This is a genomic window from Christiangramia aestuarii, assembly GCF_009735585.1.
GTDB lineage: Bacteria > Bacteroidota > Bacteroidia > Flavobacteriales > Flavobacteriaceae > Christiangramia > Christiangramia aestuarii.
Window position 1 is genome coordinate 134,215 of sequence record NZ_VJVW01000005.1, and the last position, 19,500, is coordinate 153,714.

Consider the following 19,500-nt stretch of genomic DNA (forward strand, 5'->3'; position numbering starts at 1 on the left):
CTTTCAGCTTAAATAGATTTTTGAGGAACCTTAACATTGAAATATATGTCACAGCAAGAAAATGAGAATAAGAAAAAGGAGCTTTCTTCCGAGGAATTGAAGAAGCAGGAGAGCGAAAAGGTCTCCAAAGAGAATACCTCGGAAAACAGCGGGAAAGAAATGTCGGCAGGATCTGTTAGTGACCAACCTAAAGATACTACTGAAAAGCCTTCAGATAATAAACAGGAGCCTGCCAAGGGCGAAATAGAGTCTACAGACCATGAAGATGCCATGCTGGATGAATCGGCTTCAGGCAAGGCCACTTCAAAATTAAAGGCTCAGGAAAAAGAGAATCCCGACGAAGATCCTTATACCGACCTGGAGGAAAAGGAAGAAGCTGAAAATCCATTTTTCAAGGAACCGGAAGTTTTAGAGGAAAAATCTGACGATAAAGACAAATCTGAAAAGAAAATTTCAGATTCCACAGATAACGAAGATGCCATGGTATCTGAATCTGAAGCTAAAAAAACGGCCGCTCAAGATGAGGAAGACGAGGATGACGACCTGGACAGCGATATAGGTGATGCGGTGGTTGACGAGAACAAGAAATCTTCTGGCAACCATGAAGAAGACATGGATAGCGCCGTGGCTGAAGACAGCGAGGATGAAAGTGCTAATGAAAGGCACGATATCGAGAAGAAGGATTATCATGCCATGAGCCAGGAAGCCCTGGCCGATGAACTGGAAAAATTATTAAAAAAGGAGAAAATACAGGCGATCAAGGAACATGTAGCAGAAATTCGTGCAGAGTTCAACGCCAAGTTCGATGAGGAAATGGAAGAGAAAAAAGAGGAATTCCTTGCCGATGGCGGGAATATTATAGACTTCCACTACTCTACTCCCTTAAAAAAACGCTTCAGCTCCATTTATTTTGATTATAAAGAGCAACGTAACAATTACTACAAGCGCCTGAAAAGAGATCTTAATGAGAACCTCAATAAAAGGCTGGAGCTAATTGAAGAGTTAAAAGGCCTGTTAGATGTAGAAGAGAACATCAACACTACCTATAACCATTTTAAAGAGATTCAGGAAAAATGGCGTACAGCAGGACCAATTCCAAGGGACCGCTACAATAACGTCTGGAACACCTACCACCATCATGTAGAGAATTTCTATGACTTTCTGCACCTTAACCGCGAGTTCAGGGATATGGACTTTAAACATAACCTGGAACAAAAGCTCAAGGTAATAGACCGTGCTGAAGAACTGGCACAGGAGACCAATGTGAACCGTGCTTTCAGGGAGTTACAGATGCTCCACAAGATGTGGAAGGAAGAACTGGGTCCTGTAGCCAAAGAATATCGTGAGGATATTTGGGAAAGGTTTAGTGCGGCAACAAAAAAGATACACGACAAACGCCAGGAATATTTCAGCCAACTTGATGAAGAGTATGAAAAGAACTGGGAGCGTAAGCAGGAAATAATCGAGAAGATCAAAGAGATCGCAGACCAGGACTTCGAAAGTCATAACAAATGGCAGCAAATGATCAAAGAGATCGAGGCCCTAAGGGAAAAGTTCTTCAGCGCCGGTAAGGTACCACGCAGCAAGAACCAGGAAACCTGGACTGCCTTCAAGGAAAATGTGCGTCGATTTAACCGTAAAAAGAACGCGTTTTACAAGAACCTGAAAAAGCAGCAATACGAAAACCTTGAGAAAAAGAAGGAGCTTATACAGATCGCAGAAGACAATAAGGATAGCGACGATTTTAAGACCGTAACTCCTTTGATGAAGAAGATTCAGGCAGACTGGAAAAAGATTGGCCATGTACCGCGCAAGGATAGCGATAAGGTCTGGAAACAGTTCAAAAAAGCCTGCAACCATTACTTCGATCGCATGCACGCACAGCGAAATGAAGATAATAAGGAGGAGATCGAGGCTTTTGAAAAGAAAAAAGAGATCCTGGACAAGGTTAAGTCCATAGAGCTTACCGGAAAGAAAAAGGAAGACCTGGCCATTATCAAGGAACAGATCAATAACTGGAAAGAAATAGGAAAAGTACCTTATAACAAACGTTTTATCGAAGGCAAATTCAACAAGGCCCTGGACCAGTTGTTCAAGAAAATGGATGTAGACCACACCAAGGCCGAGATGATGAAGTATGAGAACAAAGTGCAGGCCCTGGATGATGCAGATGATGATAAGAAAATAAGGAATGAGCATTATTTCTTAACCAAGAAGATCGAAGAAACCAAGTCTGAAATTAGGCAGCTGGAAAACAACCTTCAGTTCTTTTCTAATGTAGACGACGACAATCCGCTTGTACAGGAAGTGCACAAGAACATAGAGAACCATAAAGCCGATCTTGAGGTCTGGGAAGAAAAGCTCAGGAAGATAAAATCACTTTATTAAGAATAGCATGCCCTGCAGTTTATGCAATTGTAGTACCCTAAAGTTTGTATCTGCCAATGACCGGGATTATCTACAATGTACAGGTTGCAGGGCAATTTTACTTGCCCCCGAGTTTTTTCTCGAAGCCGAAGAGGAAAAGCGCAGATACAGCCTTCATAATAACGATGTTACCGACCCCAGGTACATTCAGTTCGTAAACCCGATTGTAGAACATGTAAAGCAGGACTTTCAACCAGATGCCAGCGGCCTGGATTTTGGCTGTGGTACCGGCCCTGTGATCACTAATGAACTGGAAAAAAAAGGATTCAGCATTAAGCTTTATGACCCGTACTTTCAACCCAACCAGGAGGTGCTGGCTGAAAAATTTGATTTTATAGTTTGCTGCGAGGTAATGGAACATTTCCAGCAACCTCTTAAAGAATTCAAGCTTTTGAGGTCTCTTTTAAAGAAAAACGGAAAATTATATTGCAAGACTGCTTTATGGGATGACTCGGGAAACTTTGAGGCCTGGCATTATAAGAACGATCCCACCCATGTGATTTTTTATAGAAAGGACACTTTGAAATGGATCCGGGAAAACCTCGATTTCACCCAGGTAGATATTTTCAAGGATCATATAGTCTTTTCTACCTGATCACTGTTTCTTAGCCTCATTCCAGAAAACATCCATTTCGGCCAGGGTCATATCCTTCAGGGCCTTTTTATTCTCTTTAGCTTTTCCCTCCAGGTACTGGAAACGTTTAATGAACTTCTTATTGGTGCGTTCAAGGGCATTTTCCGGGTTTACCTTAAGGAAACGGGCATAATTCACCATGGAAAAAAGGACGTCGCCAAATTCGGCTTCTATTTCGTCCTTATTATCCAGGTTTACCTCGTGCTGAAGTTCTTCCAGTTCTTCCTTTAGTTTTTCAAATACCTGCTGTGGTTCTTCCCAGTCGAAGCCTACTCCAGCCACTTTATCCTGAATCCTGTTCGCTTTCACGATTGCCGGAAGAGATCTGGGCACTCCTTCGAGCACAGATTTCTTCCCTTCTTTCAGCTTTAGGTTTTCCCAGTTCTTCTTAACATCTTCTTCGTTCTCCACCTTCACATCCCCATAAATGTGTGGATGCCGATCTATGAGTTTATCACAAATGCTGTTCGCTACATCAGCAATATCGAAATCATTGGTTTCGCTGCCAATTTTAGCGTAAAAGACCAGATGTAGTAAAACATCTCCCAGCTCCTTTTTGATCTCGTCCATATCCTTGTCCAGGATCGCATCTCCAAGCTCATAGGTCTCTTCTATGGTAAGATGTCTCAAAGACTCCATGGTCTGTTTCCTGTCCCAGGGACATTGTTCCCTGAGCTCATCCATGATGGTCAATAAACGGTCGAATGCTTTAAGCTGATCTTCTCTGGAATTCATAGCGTAGAATGATTTTTCCAAAAATAGCATTTCAATACCGGACTATGAACGGCTACGCTAAATTTATTGCTTTCTAAATCTGAGAATACAGGCTTCTATACATCCTATATAATTTATCTCGAGCTCGGAACTGGTTAACTTAATTAATTTATAAGAACGTGCGCTATTAGATGAATCCTCGCAATTAAAGATCAATAAGTCATTTTCCAGGTCTAATTCGTAATTCCCTTCCCGACATTCTCCTTCTGAGGCCTGAAAAGTATTATTGTTTTTAAAGACATATTCCATCCCATCTTCCACAGTGCGCCAGGTAGTCTCACCTCCGGGACTTATATAGGTTTCGGTAAGCTTCCAGGTACCTTCCAATTTTTCTATGGTAAGGTTGCTAACCTTAAGTTCAAATTCGTCATTGCTGCAACTGGCAAAACATAAAAGAATAGAAACAAGAAGAATTAAATTTTTCATTTTGAGAAGATTGGTTCAGTAAATAGATGAGCTATTGTAGGAAAGGTTGCGTGTAAACAAAAAAAGCTTCTCTGAAAAGAGAAGCTTTTGCTTTTGGGTGGAAGACCGGTTTCGAACCGGCGACCTCCGGAACCACAATCCGGCGCTCTAACCAGCTGAGCTACAACCACCATTTGATTAGCGGTTGCAAATGTAAGTTATTTGTACAATCTGGCAAAGAAAAAAATTCAATTAAATAAGATCGAATATGGAATCTACTGCCACATGACGCTCTGCAGTAAAGCCTTCAGCATGATCTGTAGAGATCAACCTTCCCATATCCTGAGCACGATAAGTAATGCTATCCAGGAAGTTACTGCTCGAAATCGGGGTATTCGGCTCATTATTTTTCTCGCTATAAAACTGAGATCTGTAAGCCATGACCGATTCTAATTTTTTATCCATATAACCGGAAATATCTACCACAAAATCCGGTTTCAGATTTTTCCACTGTATGTAGTGATACACATGCTTTGGTCTCCAGGCGGCCTGTTTGTTTCCGTCGAGAATGGTCTCTATTTTTCGTAAACCACTTAAAAAACAGGCATCGCTCACCAATTTCGCTCCCTTACCATGATCTATATGTCTATCTTCGACCGCGTTGCACAAGACGATCTCTGGCCGGTATTTTCTAAGCACCTTGATGATTTCCAATTGATGCGCAGTATTGTTTTCAAAGAAACCATCGCTGAATTCCAGGTTATGCCTCATTTTAACCCCAAGGATCTCGGCAGCCGCTGTAGCTTCCTTGTCCCTGATCTCGGCTGTACCCCTGGTTCCCAGCTCTCCCCTGGTAAGGTCCAGGATACCCACTTTCTTACCGCGGTCTACTTCTTTTGCGATGGTCCCGGCACAACTAAGTTCCACGTCATCGGGATGCGAGCCCACGGCCAGTATATCTAGTTTCATAATGTTATTTTCAGATTTATTATTTACTTTTTTCAATTGCCTGGGACAGGTCATGAATAAGATCTTCGGTCTCTTCGATTCCGACAGAAAACCTCAGAAGATTTTCCTTGATGCCCTGTTTAGCCCTTTCCTCCTCGCTTAGCAAACCATGTGAGGTTTTTGAAGGCAGAAGGATCGTACTTTCAACTCCTGCCAGGCTCATAGAAGGTTTTATAAGCTCCAGGTTTTCCATAAAAGCCGAGACGTTGATAGATTCTTCAAGCTCGAATGAGAGCATTCCGCCGAAGCCAGACATTTGCTTTTTGGCTAGCTCGTGATCTGGATGATCTTTTAGGCCCGGATAATATACCCTGGCAACAGCATCGTGAGCAGTAAGAAATTCAGCAAGTTTAAATGCATTCTCATTCTGCGCTTTTACCCTTATGCCCATAGTCTTGATACTTCGCTCCAGAAGCCAAACGGTGTAATCGCTCAGGCTTCCTCCAAAATTCTTGGCCATATGGAAGATCCTCTCGATCTTATCTTCAGAAGAAATCACCGTACCGGCAAGTATATCACTATGCCCTCCCATATATTTGGTGGCTGAATGTATCACCACATCGATACCAAAATCTATCGGGTTCTGGTTTACCGGGGAGGCAAAGGTATTATCTATCATACTTACCAGTCTATGTTCCCTGGCCAGGCTAGCCACCGCCTCGAGGTCTGTGATCTTCAGCAATGGATTGGAAGGCGTTTCGATATAGATCACCTTAGTATTTTCCTTTATTTCAGCTTTAAGAGAATCTGCTTTGGCATCTTTGGCAAAGCTGTATTCAATGCCGAACTTTTCAAATTCTTCGGTAGCCAAGTTGCTGGTTCCGCCATATAACGAATCCTGGAAAACCACGTGGTCACCGGCTTTTAGAAATGCCAACAGGGAGGTACTTACCGCGGCCATCCCGCTCCCGAAGATCAGGGAAGCCTCGCCATGCTCGAGCGCGGCCATCTTTTTTGCAAGTGCTACCTGGTTAGGCGTATTAAAATACCTTGGATATCTTTTGGTCTCAACACCTTCAAAAGCATAAGAAGTGGCCATATACAATGGCGAAACCGCTCCTTTGAATTCTTTATCTTCTAGTTCTCCCGTATGGGTGCAAATGGTATTGATCCCTATGTTTTTGCTCATAAACTGTTTTTAAGAAAATTGAGCCCTAATGTACTAAGAATTCTGCTAAAGTCATTCCCGCCGGCCCCCGCTGAAGATATGCTTTCAGACAGACGTTAATTAAAGTTAAACCTTCCACCCGGTCACTGTGAGTGTCTTCATTTTCGGTAACTTTAAAACTAATAAAATTTGAAATGATGAAGAAAGTAAATGCATACGGAGCCAAGGCGAGCGACGCCGACCTGGAAGCGATGAACATTGACAGGAGAGACATTCTCCCCAATGACGTTAAGATAGAGATCGACTACTGTGGAGTTTGTCACAGTGATATCCACCAGGTAAGAAATGACTGGGGAAACAGTAAATATCCGGTTGTACCGGGTCACGAGATCATTGGTCACGTGGTAGAGGTTGGAGATGAAGTTAAAAACTTTAAGAAAGGTGACCTTGTTGGCGTGGGCTGTATGGTAGATTCCTGCCAGGAATGTGATGCCTGTAAGGAAGACCTGGAGCAGTATTGCGAAAATGGAATGGTAGCCACTTATAATGGGCAGGATAAACACCTGGGCGGACATACCTTCGGCGGATATTCAGAAATGGTCGTGGTAAGGGAAAAATTCGTACTGAAAGTACCTGAGAACCTTGATACGGCTGCGGTTGCACCCCTGTTGTGTGCCGGAATCACCACCTGGTCGCCACTTAGACAATGGAATGTAAAAAAAGGCGATAAAGTTGGTGTTGTTGGGCTTGGAGGCCTGGGCCATATGGGAATAAAATTTGCCCATGCCCTGGGAGCGCATACGGTGATGATCACCACTTCCCCTTCAAAGGCCGAAGACGCCAAAAGACTTGGTGCAGATGAAGTCCTAATTTCAAAAGATGAAGATCAAATGAAAAAGCACCAGGGCAGTTTCGATTTTATTCTGAATACTGTACCTGTAGGCCACGACACTAACCCTTATATTGCTCTGCTAAAGAGAGATGCGACCATGACCCTTGTTGGTGCGATCGATGAAGTGGATGTTCATGGCGGCGGACTTGTAATGGGCAGAAAAAGACTTGCCGGTTCTCTTATTGGAGGAATTAAGGAAACCCAGGAAATGCTCGATTTTTGTGGAGAGCACGATATAGTTTCAGATATCGAAATGATCGACATGCAGAACATCAACGAGGCCTACGAGCGCGTAGTGAACTCTGACGTGAAATACAGATTCGTGATCGATATGAAATCTATAAAGAATTAATATGAGCATACTCTCTTCTATTTTAGGAAATGCCGGAGCGATAGAAACAGAAAAGCTTCAGGAGAAATATGGTAAACTGCTCATCCCTTCGGAAGAGATCGAAGCTGGCTTCAAGATAATTCGAGACACCTTCATCTTCACCAACAAACGCCTGATCCTGATAGATGTACAGGGTCTAACCGGTAACAAGGTGGAGTATTTTTCTGTACTCTACAAGAGTATCACCAGGTTCAGCGTAGAGACGGCGGGTAGTTTCGACCTGGATGCCGAATTAAAGATCTGGATCTCCGGGGAGCAGAATCCATCTATCTCCAAGCGCTTCAACAAAAAGGTTGACATTTACGAGGTTCAGAAACTGCTGGCAGAATTCACCTTATAGAAAGACCGATAATATAACAAAGGCCATCAATTCCAAATTGATGGCTTTTATTATTTTGTCTTAAAGGAAGATATCCTCCCCGAGTTTTTATCTTTGTTTTTTAGCAATTGTTGAACGATTACTGAACACAAAAAAATGAAATTACTACTAACCAATATCAAAGAATTACTTCAGGTAAGGGAACCTAATATCCTTAAGGTTTCTGGAGCCGAAATGAAGGAACTGCCCTCAATTAAGAACGCCTGGCTACTTATTGAAAATGATAAGATCGCAGATTTTGGCCCTATGGATCAGTTGCCTGAATTAGATGCAGACGAAAAGCTAGATGCCACGGGAAAGATCGTTTTGCCAACCTGGTGCGACTCTCATACTCATATAGTTTATGCGGGTAACCGGGAACTTGAATTCGCAGACCGTATTAACGGATTAAGTTATGAGGAGATCGCCAACCGCGGTGGCGGAATCCTGAATAGTGCCAAAACACTTCAGAAAACCCCTGAAGATGAAGTATACGAACAGTCGGCCAAACGCCTGGAAGAAGTAATGCAATTAGGTACTGGGGCCGTAGAGATCAAGTCTGGTTACGGTCTTACCGAAGAAGCAGAATTAAAGATGCTCCGGGTGATCAAAAAGCTAAGGGAAAATTATGATCTGCCGGTGAAATCGACCTTTTTAGGTGCCCATGCCATTCCAAAAGAATACAAGGAAAAACCAGATGCCTATATGGACCTGGTTATAAAAGAAATATTACCTAAGGTTGCTGAACAAAAACTAGCCGAGTATATCGACATATTTTGCGAAAAAGGATATTTCAGTGTGGATGATACCAACAGGCTTTTGAGCGCGGCCAAAGAATATGGCCTCAAGCCCAAAATCCACGTGAATCAGTTCAATGCTATTGGAGGGGTAAAAGCTGGGGTTGAACATCAGGCCCTTAGTGTAGATCATCTGGAGGTGATGGAAGATGAGGATATCGAGGTCCTTAAAGGATCTGAAACTATGCCTGTAGCACTTCCCTCCTGCTCCTTATTTTTGAGCATCCCTTATACTCCGGCAAGGGAGATCCTTAAGGCAGGATTACCATTAGCCCTGGCAACAGATTTTAACCCGGGTAGCACTCCCAGCGGAAATATGAACCTGGTGGTCTCTCTTGCTTGCATCAAAATGAAGATGACTCCGGAAGAGGCTATTAATGCCGCCACCATAAACGGTGCCTTTGCTATGGAACTGAGCGAAACCCATGGTAGTATCACAAAAGGGAAAAAGGCTAATTTTATCCTTACAAAAAAGATCCCATCCTATACCTACCTTCCTTATGCTTTTGGAACCAATTCTATAGAATCTGTATATATCAACGGAAAAGCAATTTAGGATGAAAGGTCTAAAACTTTATAAAAAGTCGCATTTCGAGAAACTGATCTCCAAACGCAAGGGAGAGACCAAATTTGGAGAAAAGATCCAGCTTATCGATAATTTTGATGAACTGGCAAGCCATCCGGCGAAGTACGTTATTTTTGGTATTCCCGAGGATATCGGGGTACGCGCAAACCATGGAAAAGCTGGAACCTCCCGCGCCTGGGAAAGCCTTATAAATGCCCTGGTTAATATTCAGGTTAACCGGTTCAACGATCCGGAAAACCTTATCCTACTTGGTCAGTTAGATTGTGAGGAGCTAATGGAAAAAGCATCCTGGATGGATGAATCAGATCCCAATTATTTCCCAAAACTTGGGGACCTGGTTAAAAAATTAGACCTACTGGTCGCAGATCTGGTGGAAGCGATCATTTCCCTTGGTAAGGTCCCGGTGATCATAGGAGGTGGACATAACAATGCGTACGGAAATATAAAGGGCGCTGCTAAAGCACTTAAAACCCCAATAAATGCAATGAACATCGATGCCCATACAGACCTGAGGCAACTGGAGCATCGTCACAGCGGGAATGGTTTTAGTTATGCCATAGAAGGCGGATTTCTAAATAAATATTGTGTTTTTGGGCTGCATAAGAATTACACCCCTGAATATATATTTAAAGAAATGGATGCTACTGAGAACCTTCAGTACAGGTTGGTGGAAGAACTTCTGGAATCTCCCGGCGATTTATCTCATACCTTCTCAAAAGAACTGGAAAATATTGGCGCTTCAAAATTTGGTTTTGAGCTGGACTGCGATGCGATCGCCAATTTCCCCAGCAGTGCAAAATCGCCTTCAGGATTTAATATAGAACAGGTAAGAAGTTTTATCAGGAAAGTATCAAAAAATGATGACTGCTGCTATTTCCATATCTGTGAAGCGGCACCAGATGAAACTAATGCTCCACAGGTGGCCAAGGCATTAAGCTATTTTATAAGTGATTTTCTGTCTTAAAAAAGCTCCGGGTCCCAAGCTAAAATTAATTTCTGAGGCCCGGATACTTCATTTATTGTTTCTGAGCTGTGAAATTTTCTTCGCCTTCCCAAAAGGTTCCAGTTATGGAATCCTTTTCAATTGTACCATTTAAAATATAGGCAGTATTTTCTGGATCACCCGTTAGATTATAGGTCAAAGTATTTCCATCCAGACTATAAAATCCATTAAAATCATACATATCCCCGGAAGCGGGTTCTGTATAGAAGGCGGTACCATCTTCATAAAATTCCACTACTGCATCCCATTCCACCTGTACCCCACTTGTCTGGGAGTTAGAGTGCACAAAATGAAAGTCCCATTTGGTACCAGCAAGTGATAAAGTCTCTATAGCTAATTCTTCCCCATAGGCTGTCCCTGCCTCATTCTGCGCATATATTCTGAAATAATAGTTTTTTCCGGGGTCGAGATCGTCTACAACAACGCTGAACTCTAAATTGGAATTTGCAGATTGCTGAGTTTTCAGAAGATTTTGAGCTTCCACATCGACTTCAATAATATTGTCATTTATTGTAGGATCTGGATCATTAGACCAAACCACACCATAGGATTGCAAAGGATCTTCAGTTTTTACTATAGAACCTTTAATTTCAATAGATGTTAACGTAACTACTGCCTCACTGGAATTGGTTTCTGTAACAACCTCAGGCAATTGAACCTGCTGCTCCTCAATTTGCTCCTGCTCGTCGTCGCTGCAGCTAAGCAAAAGACAGGCAGTTAATAGAAATAAATAGCTTTTTAACTTCATAATTAAGTTTTTATAATTAGAAGTAATAATAAAAAGCTACTTAAAGCAGTTCAATACCCAGAGAAGGGTAAAATCTTGTATTTCAATTTATTGAGCAATAAATGAGCAATCAGGTTTTGTCATAAAAACCCAGGTTCCTCCGAAGTTTTTCCATCATCTCCAGGATCCTTGTCGCCTTGGTATCATCGGTTTTAGCCTCGTAAATCCAATCCAGATAGGCCTTTTTCTGACCTTCGGAAAGGGATATGAATTTCCTTTTTATTTCTTCCGGTTCATCCTTAAAACAATCGATAATCTCCTCTGGAATCTCAATGTTAGTATCATCAGGGTAAAGGGTGATCCTGACATAATCTCCGGCCTGCTTCCCGATCTTTTTCCTGATCTCGGTTTTAACCGGTAAAAAAACCTTTCCCTCTCCCATGGGCATCAACTTGAAATTTCTAATTTGAAAATCATCAATATTTCCCTTAACCAGCACCCAGCCAAAAGGATTGTTCTTATCCTGGCTTATTTCAGGGATCTTAGCATAGGTCCAGCCTCCCTTCCCGGGAAATTTCTCTAACAGGTATTCTGAATCTGCCAGCGGAGTTCCTTTGCTTGGCTGTTTAGATTTCATTTTTCAAAAGGCAATGATTTAATCGGCTGATAATTTCTGGTAGACCCCGTTGGTCCATCCAAATCCATCCTGTGTGGGATATTCGCCCCCGCCACTTTTCTTACTCAGGTCTTCCACATTATATTTTTCCAGCATTTTATAGGTGCTTTCATATACCTGCCTGTTCAAACTCAGCCAGCGCTTTTTCACCTCATTTGCCAGATCTTCCAGACCGTAGTTCTTTAAACCTTTATATGCCAGCCACTGCAAAGGAGCCCAGCCATTCGGAGCGTCCCATTGCTGGCCGGTATCATAAGGAGAGGTAACCAGGCCTCCCGGCTTTAGGAAAATGCTTTCGATCTTTGCTGATACCTGTTGAGCCTGCTGCTGGTTTGCGATCTCAAAAAATAATGGGTATACCCCGGCCAGGGAAAACCTGTCGGTTTGCTCAGAGCTTTCAAAATTGTAATCCATAAAAAAGCCTTCCTTCTCATTCCAATGATATTTTAGGACCGCTTGTTTTCTGTCTTCAGCAAGTTTTCTGAATTTTTCTGATTTTTCTGAATCTCCGGCCATTCCTGCCGCACGGGCTATGGTCATTTCCAGGTTATACATCAGGGAATTTAGGTCTACCGGAACGATCTGGGTAGTGTGAATGCTTGCCAGGTCAAATCTTCCCTGCTCATTCTTTTCCAACCACCTGCTGGAAAAATCCCAGCCAGACTCTGCCCCGGCCCGTAGGTCACGATACACCTCCTCTTTTGTTAATTCAGGATTAGCGGAAACGGCTGCTTCTGCAGTCTCAATATCTTCGCGGTAACTTTCAGGCCTTGGAGTGGCATTATCGTCCCAGTAGCGGTTCAGGATCTCACCATTGGGCATTCTAACCACCCTGCGATAGGCCTGATCCTCCAGGCCTTTAGCCCCGTCCATCCAGAAATTGTATTCCTTTTCCAGTTCCGGCAGGTATTCGGCCAGCACTTTCTGATTTTTTGCTTCAGCAAGCACCTTGACCATCATGGCAAAAAACGGAGGTTGTGACCTGCCCAGGTAATAGGTACGATTTCCGTTAGGAATAAAGCCGTACTCATTAATCAGGAATGCGAAATTATTTACCATGTTTTCAATGGTCTTTAGCTCACCATCTTCAGCAAGGCCCAGCATGGTGAAATAACTGTCCCAGTAATAGATCTCCCTGAACCTTCCACCCGGAACTATGTAGGGTTCCGGAAGAGGAATCAAAGTCCCTGAAATCCGGTCATCGGAAGGTCTCTTTAATACCTGCCACAGTTTGGTAATATGAGTATTAATATCTGAGGAATCCTTTTCAAATTCAAAATCGTTCCCGGGCATATTAAAGTGTTGTTCAACAAAATCTGAAACCACGGCCCTGGTCGTATCGTCCAGCATATTATAGCGCTGCCTGATGAGACCTACGTTGTATTGCGGGACCACGTCTACAAAGGTTTTACTATCCTCGAATATCTCCTTGGTTTGAACATCATAAAAAAGATCGCCGTACAGCTCATCTGGCGGGAGAATTTCAATTTCTTTTTCCAACTGCTCGATCTCCTGCTCCGGGTCTGGCCCGATCTTGCAGGAAATAAAGAAAAGTACGATTAACAGGTAACTGAATTTGCTTAAAATTTCTGATCTCATATACCGGAGTTTTAATTCTTTATAAATATACAGGAAATTGAAAAGGAGTCCTCTATTCCATGATTTTCAAATTTCTGCTACATTTACTTTTCAAAAATCGTTTTCTAATGCAAATAATTTCCTGGAAAGATAAGTATGCCAAAGATTTTGAAGAAATGAACCTTTACTGGCTGGAAGAGTTCTTTTGGGTTGAACCACATGACCGGGAGGTACTGGGAAATCCTAAAAAACATATCATAGAACCTGGCGGCATGATCTTTTTCGTGGAACTTGAAGAAGAGATAGTTGGTTGTGTAGCCCTAATGAAAATAGAGGAAGGCACTTTTGAACTTACCAAGATGGCTGTTAAGCCGGCCTTCCGCGGAAAGAAAATAGGCCAGAAACTGCTGGAGCATACCCTGGAATATTCAAGAAAAAAAGGCTGGGAAAAATTGATCATATATTCTAACAGGAAACTAGAAAATGCCATACACCTATATAAGAAATCGGGCTTCGTAGAAATCCCGATCGAGGAAAACGGGCCTTACTCCAGGGGAGATATTAAAATGGAATTAAACCTTTCCTAAAACTTTACTAATTGCAAGGTTTCTGCCTTTAAGGTTTTTTACATTTAAGTAAAATATAGATGATGAAAAGACTGATTACGCTTGTCGCCGTGGTGCTTATTTTCACAGCATGTAAGAACGAAAAAAAGTCTGGGGAGAATGCAGAACCTCAATTAGCTGAAAATACGAAAGAAGAAATCAATAAATCTGAAGCTACCAATATAGAGATCATCCCGATCTCTCACGCAACTGCGGTGGTGAAATGGGGAGACGCTGTCTTCTATCTAGACCCTATTGGGGGCGCAGAAGCCTTTAAATCTCAAAAAAAACCAGATTTCATTCTGGTGACAGATATTCACGGGGACCATATGAACGCCGAAACCTTAATGGCGGTACAAACAGACAAATCTAAGATCATAGTGCCTAAGGCCGTTCAGGAAGAACTTCCTGAAGAACTGCAGGATAAACTTGTAGTAATGAATAATGGGGAAACCCTTCAGCATTCTGGTTTTAATATTAGAGCCATTCCAATGTATAATCTACCTCAGTCTAATGATGCAATGCACGTGAAAGGACGTGGGAATGGATATGTGTTGGAAAAGAACGGAGAAAGATTATATATCGCCGGAGACACTGAAGATATTCCTGAAATGAGAAAGCTGGAGAATATAGATGTGGCCTTAATACCGATGAACCTGCCTTACACCATGCCGGTAGAAAGAGCTGCGGAAGGAGTGTTGGCATTTAAACCTAAAAAGGTGATACCATATCACTATCGTGGTAAGAACGGGCTTGCAGATGTAGAGAAATTCAAAAGCCTGGTGAATGGGGGTGACAATTCGATTGAAGTCCAATTAATGGATTGGTATCCTGAAAAATAACTTCCCTTAAATTAAAAAAGCCATCTTCCCTATATGTGTGCGTGAATTTGTTTGTAAATTTTATTTTGGCTAATTCAAATTTAACAGTAGTATTTCAACACATACGAACATAAAGAGAAGACGACTTTAATATCCTTAATTAAACTTACTTAAATATAAAGATACATTTTACATTTAACAAAATTTAATTGATATAATTAATTAGTTATCAGTAAGTTTTATGAATTTTTAAGAATTGTGAAATTTAAACCTAGATAAAATTCTATCATTAGATTATGCCTGATGGCTTCGAAATCAGGTGTGGCAACAAACCGCCGTCTCAATACTGCAACTTCTTACTCTATATACTTTATTAGACTGTATGTGATTCACTTTATACTTGAAAAACTGTTGAACATGTTCCAGATTAGTCTCTGTAGAAAGGGCTGCGATATCTGCCTGCTGGGCAGGTGCATAATTTACTTTTCCCGCAATAGCACCCAAAATGACCAATAGGAGTAAAACCTGGACCTTTTTCATAATATTTACTTAGTTGTTCTATTTAAAAGACGAGCTTAAAAAGTCTTCGTTACACTTTAATTTACATTTTAACATTTTGATTTATAAATAATTAGAAGAGTCAATACTAATACGTTCCCAGTAACAGTAATAAAAAAAGCCCCGTGCATCGCACGGGGCTTTCAATTATAATTATTAAAGCTTTAAGGGAAAACTATGAAAGTACTTCCTGAACTTTATCTGCTGCTTCCTGGAACTGGATCGCACTATATACTTTAAGTCCGCTATTGTCTATTAGTTCCTTGGCGATATCTGCATTTGTTCCTTGCAGACGAACAATAATTGGCACGTTCATCGCATCTCCCATATTCTTAGAGGCATCAACGATCCCCTGCGCCACACGGTCACAACGAACAATACCTCCAAAGATATTTACCAGGATGGCTTCAACTTTATCATCCTTAAGAATAAGTCTGAAAGCTTCTTCTACCCTTTTTGCATCGGCTGTACCTCCAACATCAAGGAAGTTCGCTGGTTCACCACCTGCCTGCTTGATAAGGTCCATGGTAGCCATAGCAAGACCAGCACCATTTACCATACATCCTACATTTCCATCAAGGTCTACATAGTTAAGACCAACTTCTCTAGCCTCTACTTCGGTTGGGTTCTCCTCTCGAATATCTCTCATTTCGGCATAGTCCTTATGACGGAACAACGCGTTATCATCTAAGGTCACCTTGGCATCTACAGCAAGGATCTTATCATCACTTGTTTTCAATACCGGGTTGATCTCGAATAAAGAAGAATCAGATTTTTCGAAAGCTTCGTAAAGAGCCATCACGAATTTGGTCATTTCTTTAAATGCCGTTCCGCTTAGTCCAAGGTTAAACGCGATTCTACGAGCCTGGAAACCTAGAAGTCCAGTTGCAGGATCTATCTCTTCTGTGAATATAAGGTCTGGAGTTTCTTCAGCAACAGTTTCGATATCCATACCTCCTTCGGTAGAATACATGATCATGTTACGACCAGTAGCACGATTAAGAAGAACAGACATATAGTATTCTTCAGGCTCGCTATCTCCAGGATAGTATACATCTTCAGCAACAAGTACCTGGTGTACTTTCTTTCCTTCAGCAGAAGTTTGCGGAGTTACCAGGTTCATCCCGATGATCTCTCCTGCGATTTCTTCTACTTCCTTAAGGTTCTTTGCAAGTTTAACACCACCACCTTTTCCACGGCCTCCGGCGTGTACCTGTGCTTTGATCACATGCCACCCGGTTCCGGTTTGCTCGGTTAGTTCTTTCGCAGCATCTACTGCTTCTTTAGCGTTTCTTGCTACCGTCCCTCGCTGAATGCGAACGCCGAAGCTGCTTAAAATCTCTTTTCCTTGATATTCGTGTATATTCATAATCAGCTATTTCTTCTGTATTAATTATGGAAGGCAAAAGTAACAAATACATACTATTGTACCAATCTTTTTTGAGCTTCTTAACGCTTGGCATCTCAGGTGAATCCAATACTATCGAGACCTTTCTTCATTAAGGAATTCTAACGAAAAGGTTATCGGTTAAAAAATCTTAAATCCTACCGTAAAAGATTGATCTCTTGTAAATTGTGCGTTTAATTTTTGAGCGATGAAAAAGGCATTACTGGCACTGGCAATTGGTGGATTTGGAATTGGAATGACGGAATTCGTGATAATGGGAATTCTACCCGAAGTTTCTGAAGCACTGAATATTTCAATTCCCAGGGCAGGTCACTTTATCTCGGCCTATGCTCTAGGTGTTGTTGTAGGTGCTCCACTTCTAACCGCTTTCGGAAATAAATGGCCGGCACAAAAAGTGCTTCTGGCCTTGATGCTCTGGTTCACCGTTTTCAATACCCTTTCCGCTTTTTCAAATTCCTATAGCCTGTTATTGATCTCGAGGTTCCTCTCTGGCCTGCCCCATGGAGCATTTTTCGGAATAGGCGCGGTAGTGGCAGGCAAGCTCGCGAAACCCGGCAAGGATGCCCAGGCCATTGCTATGATGTTCACGGGGTTAACGGTGGCTAACGTAATCGGTGTGCCTCTTGGAACCTGGCTCGGACAGAATTTTGAATGGGGAGTAGCTTTCCTGGCGGTGGGCATCGTTGGGGTGCTTGCTGTGCTAAGTATCAAATTCTGGATGCCCGATCTGCCAGCATCAGAATCTAATGGTTTTAAAAAAGACCTTCAGGTCTTAAAAAAACCTGAACTATGGATGGTCATCTTATTAACTACTATAGGAACCGGCGGATTCTTTGCCTGGTACAGCTATATCGCCCCATTGATCACAAAAGTTGCCGGGCATAATGAGGAGATAGTTAGCTACGCCATGATCCTGGCCGGTCTGGGGATGGTGGCAGGAAACTTTCTGGGTGCAAAGCTGGCAGAGTGGTTTAGCCCTATAAACGCGGTAATTATAGCACTGATCCTTATGGTTACTGCCTTACTGAGCAATACCTTCCTGGCTTATGATCAGATTGGTGTCTTAGTGATGACCTTTATTATCCCGGTGATCGCTTTTTGTATCGCCACGCCTATACAAATGGCGGTCATCAATTCTGCCAGGGGGTCTGAAATGCTGGGCTCCTCACTTAACCAGAGCGCCTTTAATATGGGTAATGCCAGCGGAGCTTACCTCGCAGGGCTTCCCATCGCTTATGGACATGGAATAGTTTCTGCCCAATACGTAGGAGCAGCCATGGCCGGGATCGGGATACTTATCGGGATAGGCGTTATTTATATTAGAAAACAGGCCAGCCCGGAACTGGAAATGAGCAGTTCATAATTTTCAATTTTCAGAATTAACAAATAACATAAATCGGTTATATTTGATACATGCCTTATTTAACAAAGGCTGAGAAATATATTTTTGCTCTAAATTTAAAACTAGAAATGACAAATAAGGAACTACTTTCGGTTGCTGAAGAATTTGGAAGCCCGGTCTATGTCTACGATGCGGAAAAGATCATCTCACAATATAAACGACTTACCAACGCATTTAAGGTTGACGATCTTAGGATACACTACGCCGTTAAAGCCCTCTCTAATATATCTATTCTGAAGCTTCTGAATTCTCTTGGATGCGGACTTGACACTGTTTCTGTACAGGAAGTAAAGCTTGGCCTAAAGGCGGGAGTAGCTCCAGAAAAGATCATTTACACTCCTAATGGGGTATCCCTGGAGGAAATTGAAGAGGTAGTAAAACTGGGAGCCCAGATCAATATTGATAATCTCTCTATCCTGGAACAATTTGGTAGCAGGCATCCCGAGATCCCGGTTTGCATCCGTATAAATCCCCATGTGATGGCCGGTGGAAATTCAAAGATCTCTGTTGGGCATATAGATTCGAAGTTTGGGATTAGTATTCACCAGATGCCTCACCTGTTGAGAATAGTTGAAAATACGGGAATGCATATTAACGGAATTCATATGCACACCGGTAGTGATATCCTGGATATTGGTGTTTTTCTTCACGCTTCTGAAATTCTCTTTGAAGCTGCCCGTCATTTTAAGGAACTTGAATTCATAGATTTTGGCAGCGGATTTAAAGTACCATACCGCGAAGGAGATATAGAAACCGATATCGAAGACCTGGGTGCTCAGTTAACTGAAAGATTTAATAATTTCTGTAAAGAATACGGCAGGCAGCTTACACTTGCTTTCGAACCGGGTAAATACCTGGTAAGCGAATCTGGCAAGTTCCTGGCCAGGGTGAACGTGATCAAACAAACCACCTCCACCGTTTTTGCCGGGATAGATACGGGATTCAATCATTTGATTCGCCCCATGTTTTACGGGTCTCACCATGAGATCAGCAATATTTCCAATCCCACGGCAAAACCAAGGTTTTACAGCGTGGTAGGATATATCTGTGAAACCGATACCTTCGGTAACAACCGCAGGATCTCAGAGATAAGGGAAGGAGATATTCTTAGTTTCAGCAATGCCGGGGCTTATTGTTTCTCTATGGCCAGCAATTTTAACTCCAGGTATCGCCCTGCTGAAGTTTTATGGTATAATGGAAAAGCTCATTTGATAAGAGAAAGAGAAACATTTGAAGATCTTACCAGGCACCAGGTGGAAGTAAATTTTGACTCTGCCCCAAAAGAACTGGCAGAAAGGAAATAAGTTAAGTTGAAATAAATAAAAAAGCAGCCAAATGGCTG

19 protein-coding genes and 1 tRNA gene are annotated in these 19,500 nt (G+C 42.2%); 10 read left to right on the forward strand and 10 right to left on the reverse strand.

Going from position 1 to position 19,500, the window contains the following annotated elements:
* Positions 1-45: 45 nt before the first annotated feature.
* Positions 46-2,388 (forward strand): DUF349 domain-containing protein, encoded by a 2,343-nt coding sequence (locus FLP08_RS13425; protein WP_156277412.1) that lies wholly within the window; start codon positions 46-48, stop codon positions 2,386-2,388.
* 7 nt (positions 2,389-2,395) lie between these two features.
* Positions 2,396-3,022 carry a class I SAM-dependent methyltransferase gene (locus FLP08_RS13430; protein WP_156277414.1) on the forward strand — a complete coding sequence of 209 codons (627 nt, stop codon included), beginning with the start codon at positions 2,396-2,398 and terminating at the stop codon, positions 3,020-3,022.
* Here FLP08_RS13430 and mazG read toward each other — a convergent pair whose 3' ends face one another.
* From mazG to FLP08_RS13455, 5 genes are all read right to left on the reverse strand, one after another.
* Positions 3,023-3,796, reverse strand: a complete 774-nt coding sequence (gene mazG / locus FLP08_RS13435; RefSeq protein WP_156277416.1) for a nucleoside triphosphate pyrophosphohydrolase — start codon at positions 3,794-3,796, stop codon at positions 3,023-3,025.
* A 63-nt stretch (positions 3,797-3,859) separates the two neighbouring features.
* Positions 3,860-4,261 (reverse strand): lipocalin-like domain-containing protein, encoded by a 402-nt coding sequence (locus FLP08_RS13440; protein ID WP_156277418.1) that lies wholly within the window; start codon positions 4,259-4,261, stop codon positions 3,860-3,862.
* A 95-nt stretch (positions 4,262-4,356) separates the two neighbouring features.
* Positions 4,357-4,432 (reverse strand) — tRNA-His (locus FLP08_RS13445).
* A gap of 60 nt (positions 4,433-4,492) precedes the next feature.
* Positions 4,493-5,209, reverse strand: a complete 717-nt coding sequence (bshB1, locus tag FLP08_RS13450; RefSeq protein WP_156277420.1) for a bacillithiol biosynthesis deacetylase BshB1 — start codon at positions 5,207-5,209, stop codon at positions 4,493-4,495.
* 19 nt (positions 5,210-5,228) lie between these two features.
* Positions 5,229-6,377 carry a trans-sulfuration enzyme family protein gene (locus tag FLP08_RS13455; protein WP_156277422.1) on the reverse strand — a complete coding sequence of 383 codons (1,149 nt, stop codon included), beginning with the start codon at positions 6,375-6,377 and terminating at the stop codon, positions 5,229-5,231.
* A 176-nt stretch (positions 6,378-6,553) separates the two neighbouring features.
* Between FLP08_RS13455 and FLP08_RS13460 the strand changes: the two genes are divergently transcribed.
* The 4 genes from FLP08_RS13460 (at position 6,554) to FLP08_RS13475 (ending at position 10,344) form a co-directional block, all read left to right on the forward strand.
* Entirely contained in the window at positions 6,554-7,600 is a 1,047-nt protein-coding gene (locus FLP08_RS13460; protein ID WP_156277572.1) for an NAD(P)-dependent alcohol dehydrogenase, read from the forward strand.
* 1 nt (position 7,601) lies between these two features.
* Positions 7,602-7,979: a PH domain-containing protein gene (locus tag FLP08_RS13465; RefSeq protein ID WP_156277424.1), complete on the forward strand. Its 378-nt coding sequence runs from the start codon at positions 7,602-7,604 to the stop codon at positions 7,977-7,979.
* A 135-nt stretch (positions 7,980-8,114) separates the two neighbouring features.
* On the forward strand, positions 8,115-9,350 hold the full coding sequence (hutI, locus tag FLP08_RS13470; RefSeq protein ID WP_156277426.1) for an imidazolonepropionase: 1,236 nt from the start codon (positions 8,115-8,117) through the stop codon (positions 9,348-9,350).
* A gap of 1 nt (position 9,351) precedes the next feature.
* Positions 9,352-10,344, forward strand: coding sequence for a formimidoylglutamase (locus tag FLP08_RS13475; protein ID WP_156277428.1), 993 nt, complete (start codon positions 9,352-9,354; stop codon positions 10,342-10,344).
* A 52-nt stretch (positions 10,345-10,396) separates the two neighbouring features.
* Here FLP08_RS13475 and FLP08_RS13480 read toward each other — a convergent pair whose 3' ends face one another.
* The 3 genes from FLP08_RS13480 to treF all read right to left on the reverse strand — a co-directional run bounded on the left by FLP08_RS13480 (position 10,397) and on the right by treF (position 13,385).
* Positions 10,397-11,131 carry a fibronectin type III domain-containing protein gene (locus FLP08_RS13480; RefSeq protein ID WP_156277429.1) on the reverse strand — a complete coding sequence of 245 codons (735 nt, stop codon included), beginning with the start codon at positions 11,129-11,131 and terminating at the stop codon, positions 10,397-10,399.
* A 109-nt stretch (positions 11,132-11,240) separates the two neighbouring features.
* A complete protein-coding gene (locus FLP08_RS13485) occupies positions 11,241-11,747 on the reverse strand; it encodes a YdeI/OmpD-associated family protein (protein ID WP_156277431.1) in 507 nt (168 codons plus the stop codon).
* 18 nt (positions 11,748-11,765) lie between these two features.
* Positions 11,766-13,385, reverse strand: a complete 1,620-nt coding sequence (treF, locus tag FLP08_RS13490) for an alpha,alpha-trehalase TreF (protein ID WP_156277433.1) — start codon at positions 13,383-13,385, stop codon at positions 11,766-11,768.
* A gap of 107 nt (positions 13,386-13,492) precedes the next feature.
* Here treF and FLP08_RS13495 point away from each other — a divergent pair, with 107 nt between their 5' ends.
* Together FLP08_RS13495 and FLP08_RS13500 are read left to right on the forward strand one after the other, a co-directional pair.
* Positions 13,493-13,951: a GNAT family N-acetyltransferase gene (locus tag FLP08_RS13495; protein WP_156277435.1), complete on the forward strand. Its 459-nt coding sequence runs from the start codon at positions 13,493-13,495 to the stop codon at positions 13,949-13,951.
* Positions 13,952-14,010: 59 nt separating this feature from the next.
* Positions 14,011-14,811 (forward strand): MBL fold metallo-hydrolase, encoded by an 801-nt coding sequence (locus FLP08_RS13500; protein WP_341485021.1) that lies wholly within the window; start codon positions 14,011-14,013, stop codon positions 14,809-14,811.
* A 294-nt stretch (positions 14,812-15,105) separates the two neighbouring features.
* Here the strand turns inward: FLP08_RS13500 and FLP08_RS13505 are convergent, their stop codons facing one another.
* Together FLP08_RS13505 and sucC are read right to left on the reverse strand one after the other, a co-directional pair.
* Positions 15,106-15,330: a hypothetical protein gene (locus tag FLP08_RS13505; protein ID WP_156277437.1), complete on the reverse strand. Its 225-nt coding sequence runs from the start codon at positions 15,328-15,330 to the stop codon at positions 15,106-15,108.
* 193 nt (positions 15,331-15,523) lie between these two features.
* Complete coding sequence (sucC, locus tag FLP08_RS13510; RefSeq protein ID WP_156277439.1) at positions 15,524-16,717, reverse strand: ADP-forming succinate--CoA ligase subunit beta; 1,194 nt, start codon at positions 16,715-16,717, stop codon at positions 15,524-15,526.
* A 226-nt stretch (positions 16,718-16,943) separates the two neighbouring features.
* Between sucC and FLP08_RS13515 the strand changes: the two genes are divergently transcribed.
* Positions 16,944-18,119 (forward strand): MFS transporter, encoded by a 1,176-nt coding sequence (locus FLP08_RS13515; RefSeq protein ID WP_156277441.1) that lies wholly within the window; start codon positions 16,944-16,946, stop codon positions 18,117-18,119.
* 107 nt (positions 18,120-18,226) lie between these two features.
* Positions 18,227-19,462 (forward strand): diaminopimelate decarboxylase, encoded by a 1,236-nt coding sequence (gene lysA, locus FLP08_RS13520; protein WP_156277443.1) that lies wholly within the window; start codon positions 18,227-18,229, stop codon positions 19,460-19,462.
* The last annotated feature ends 38 nt before the right edge of the window (positions 19,463-19,500 follow it).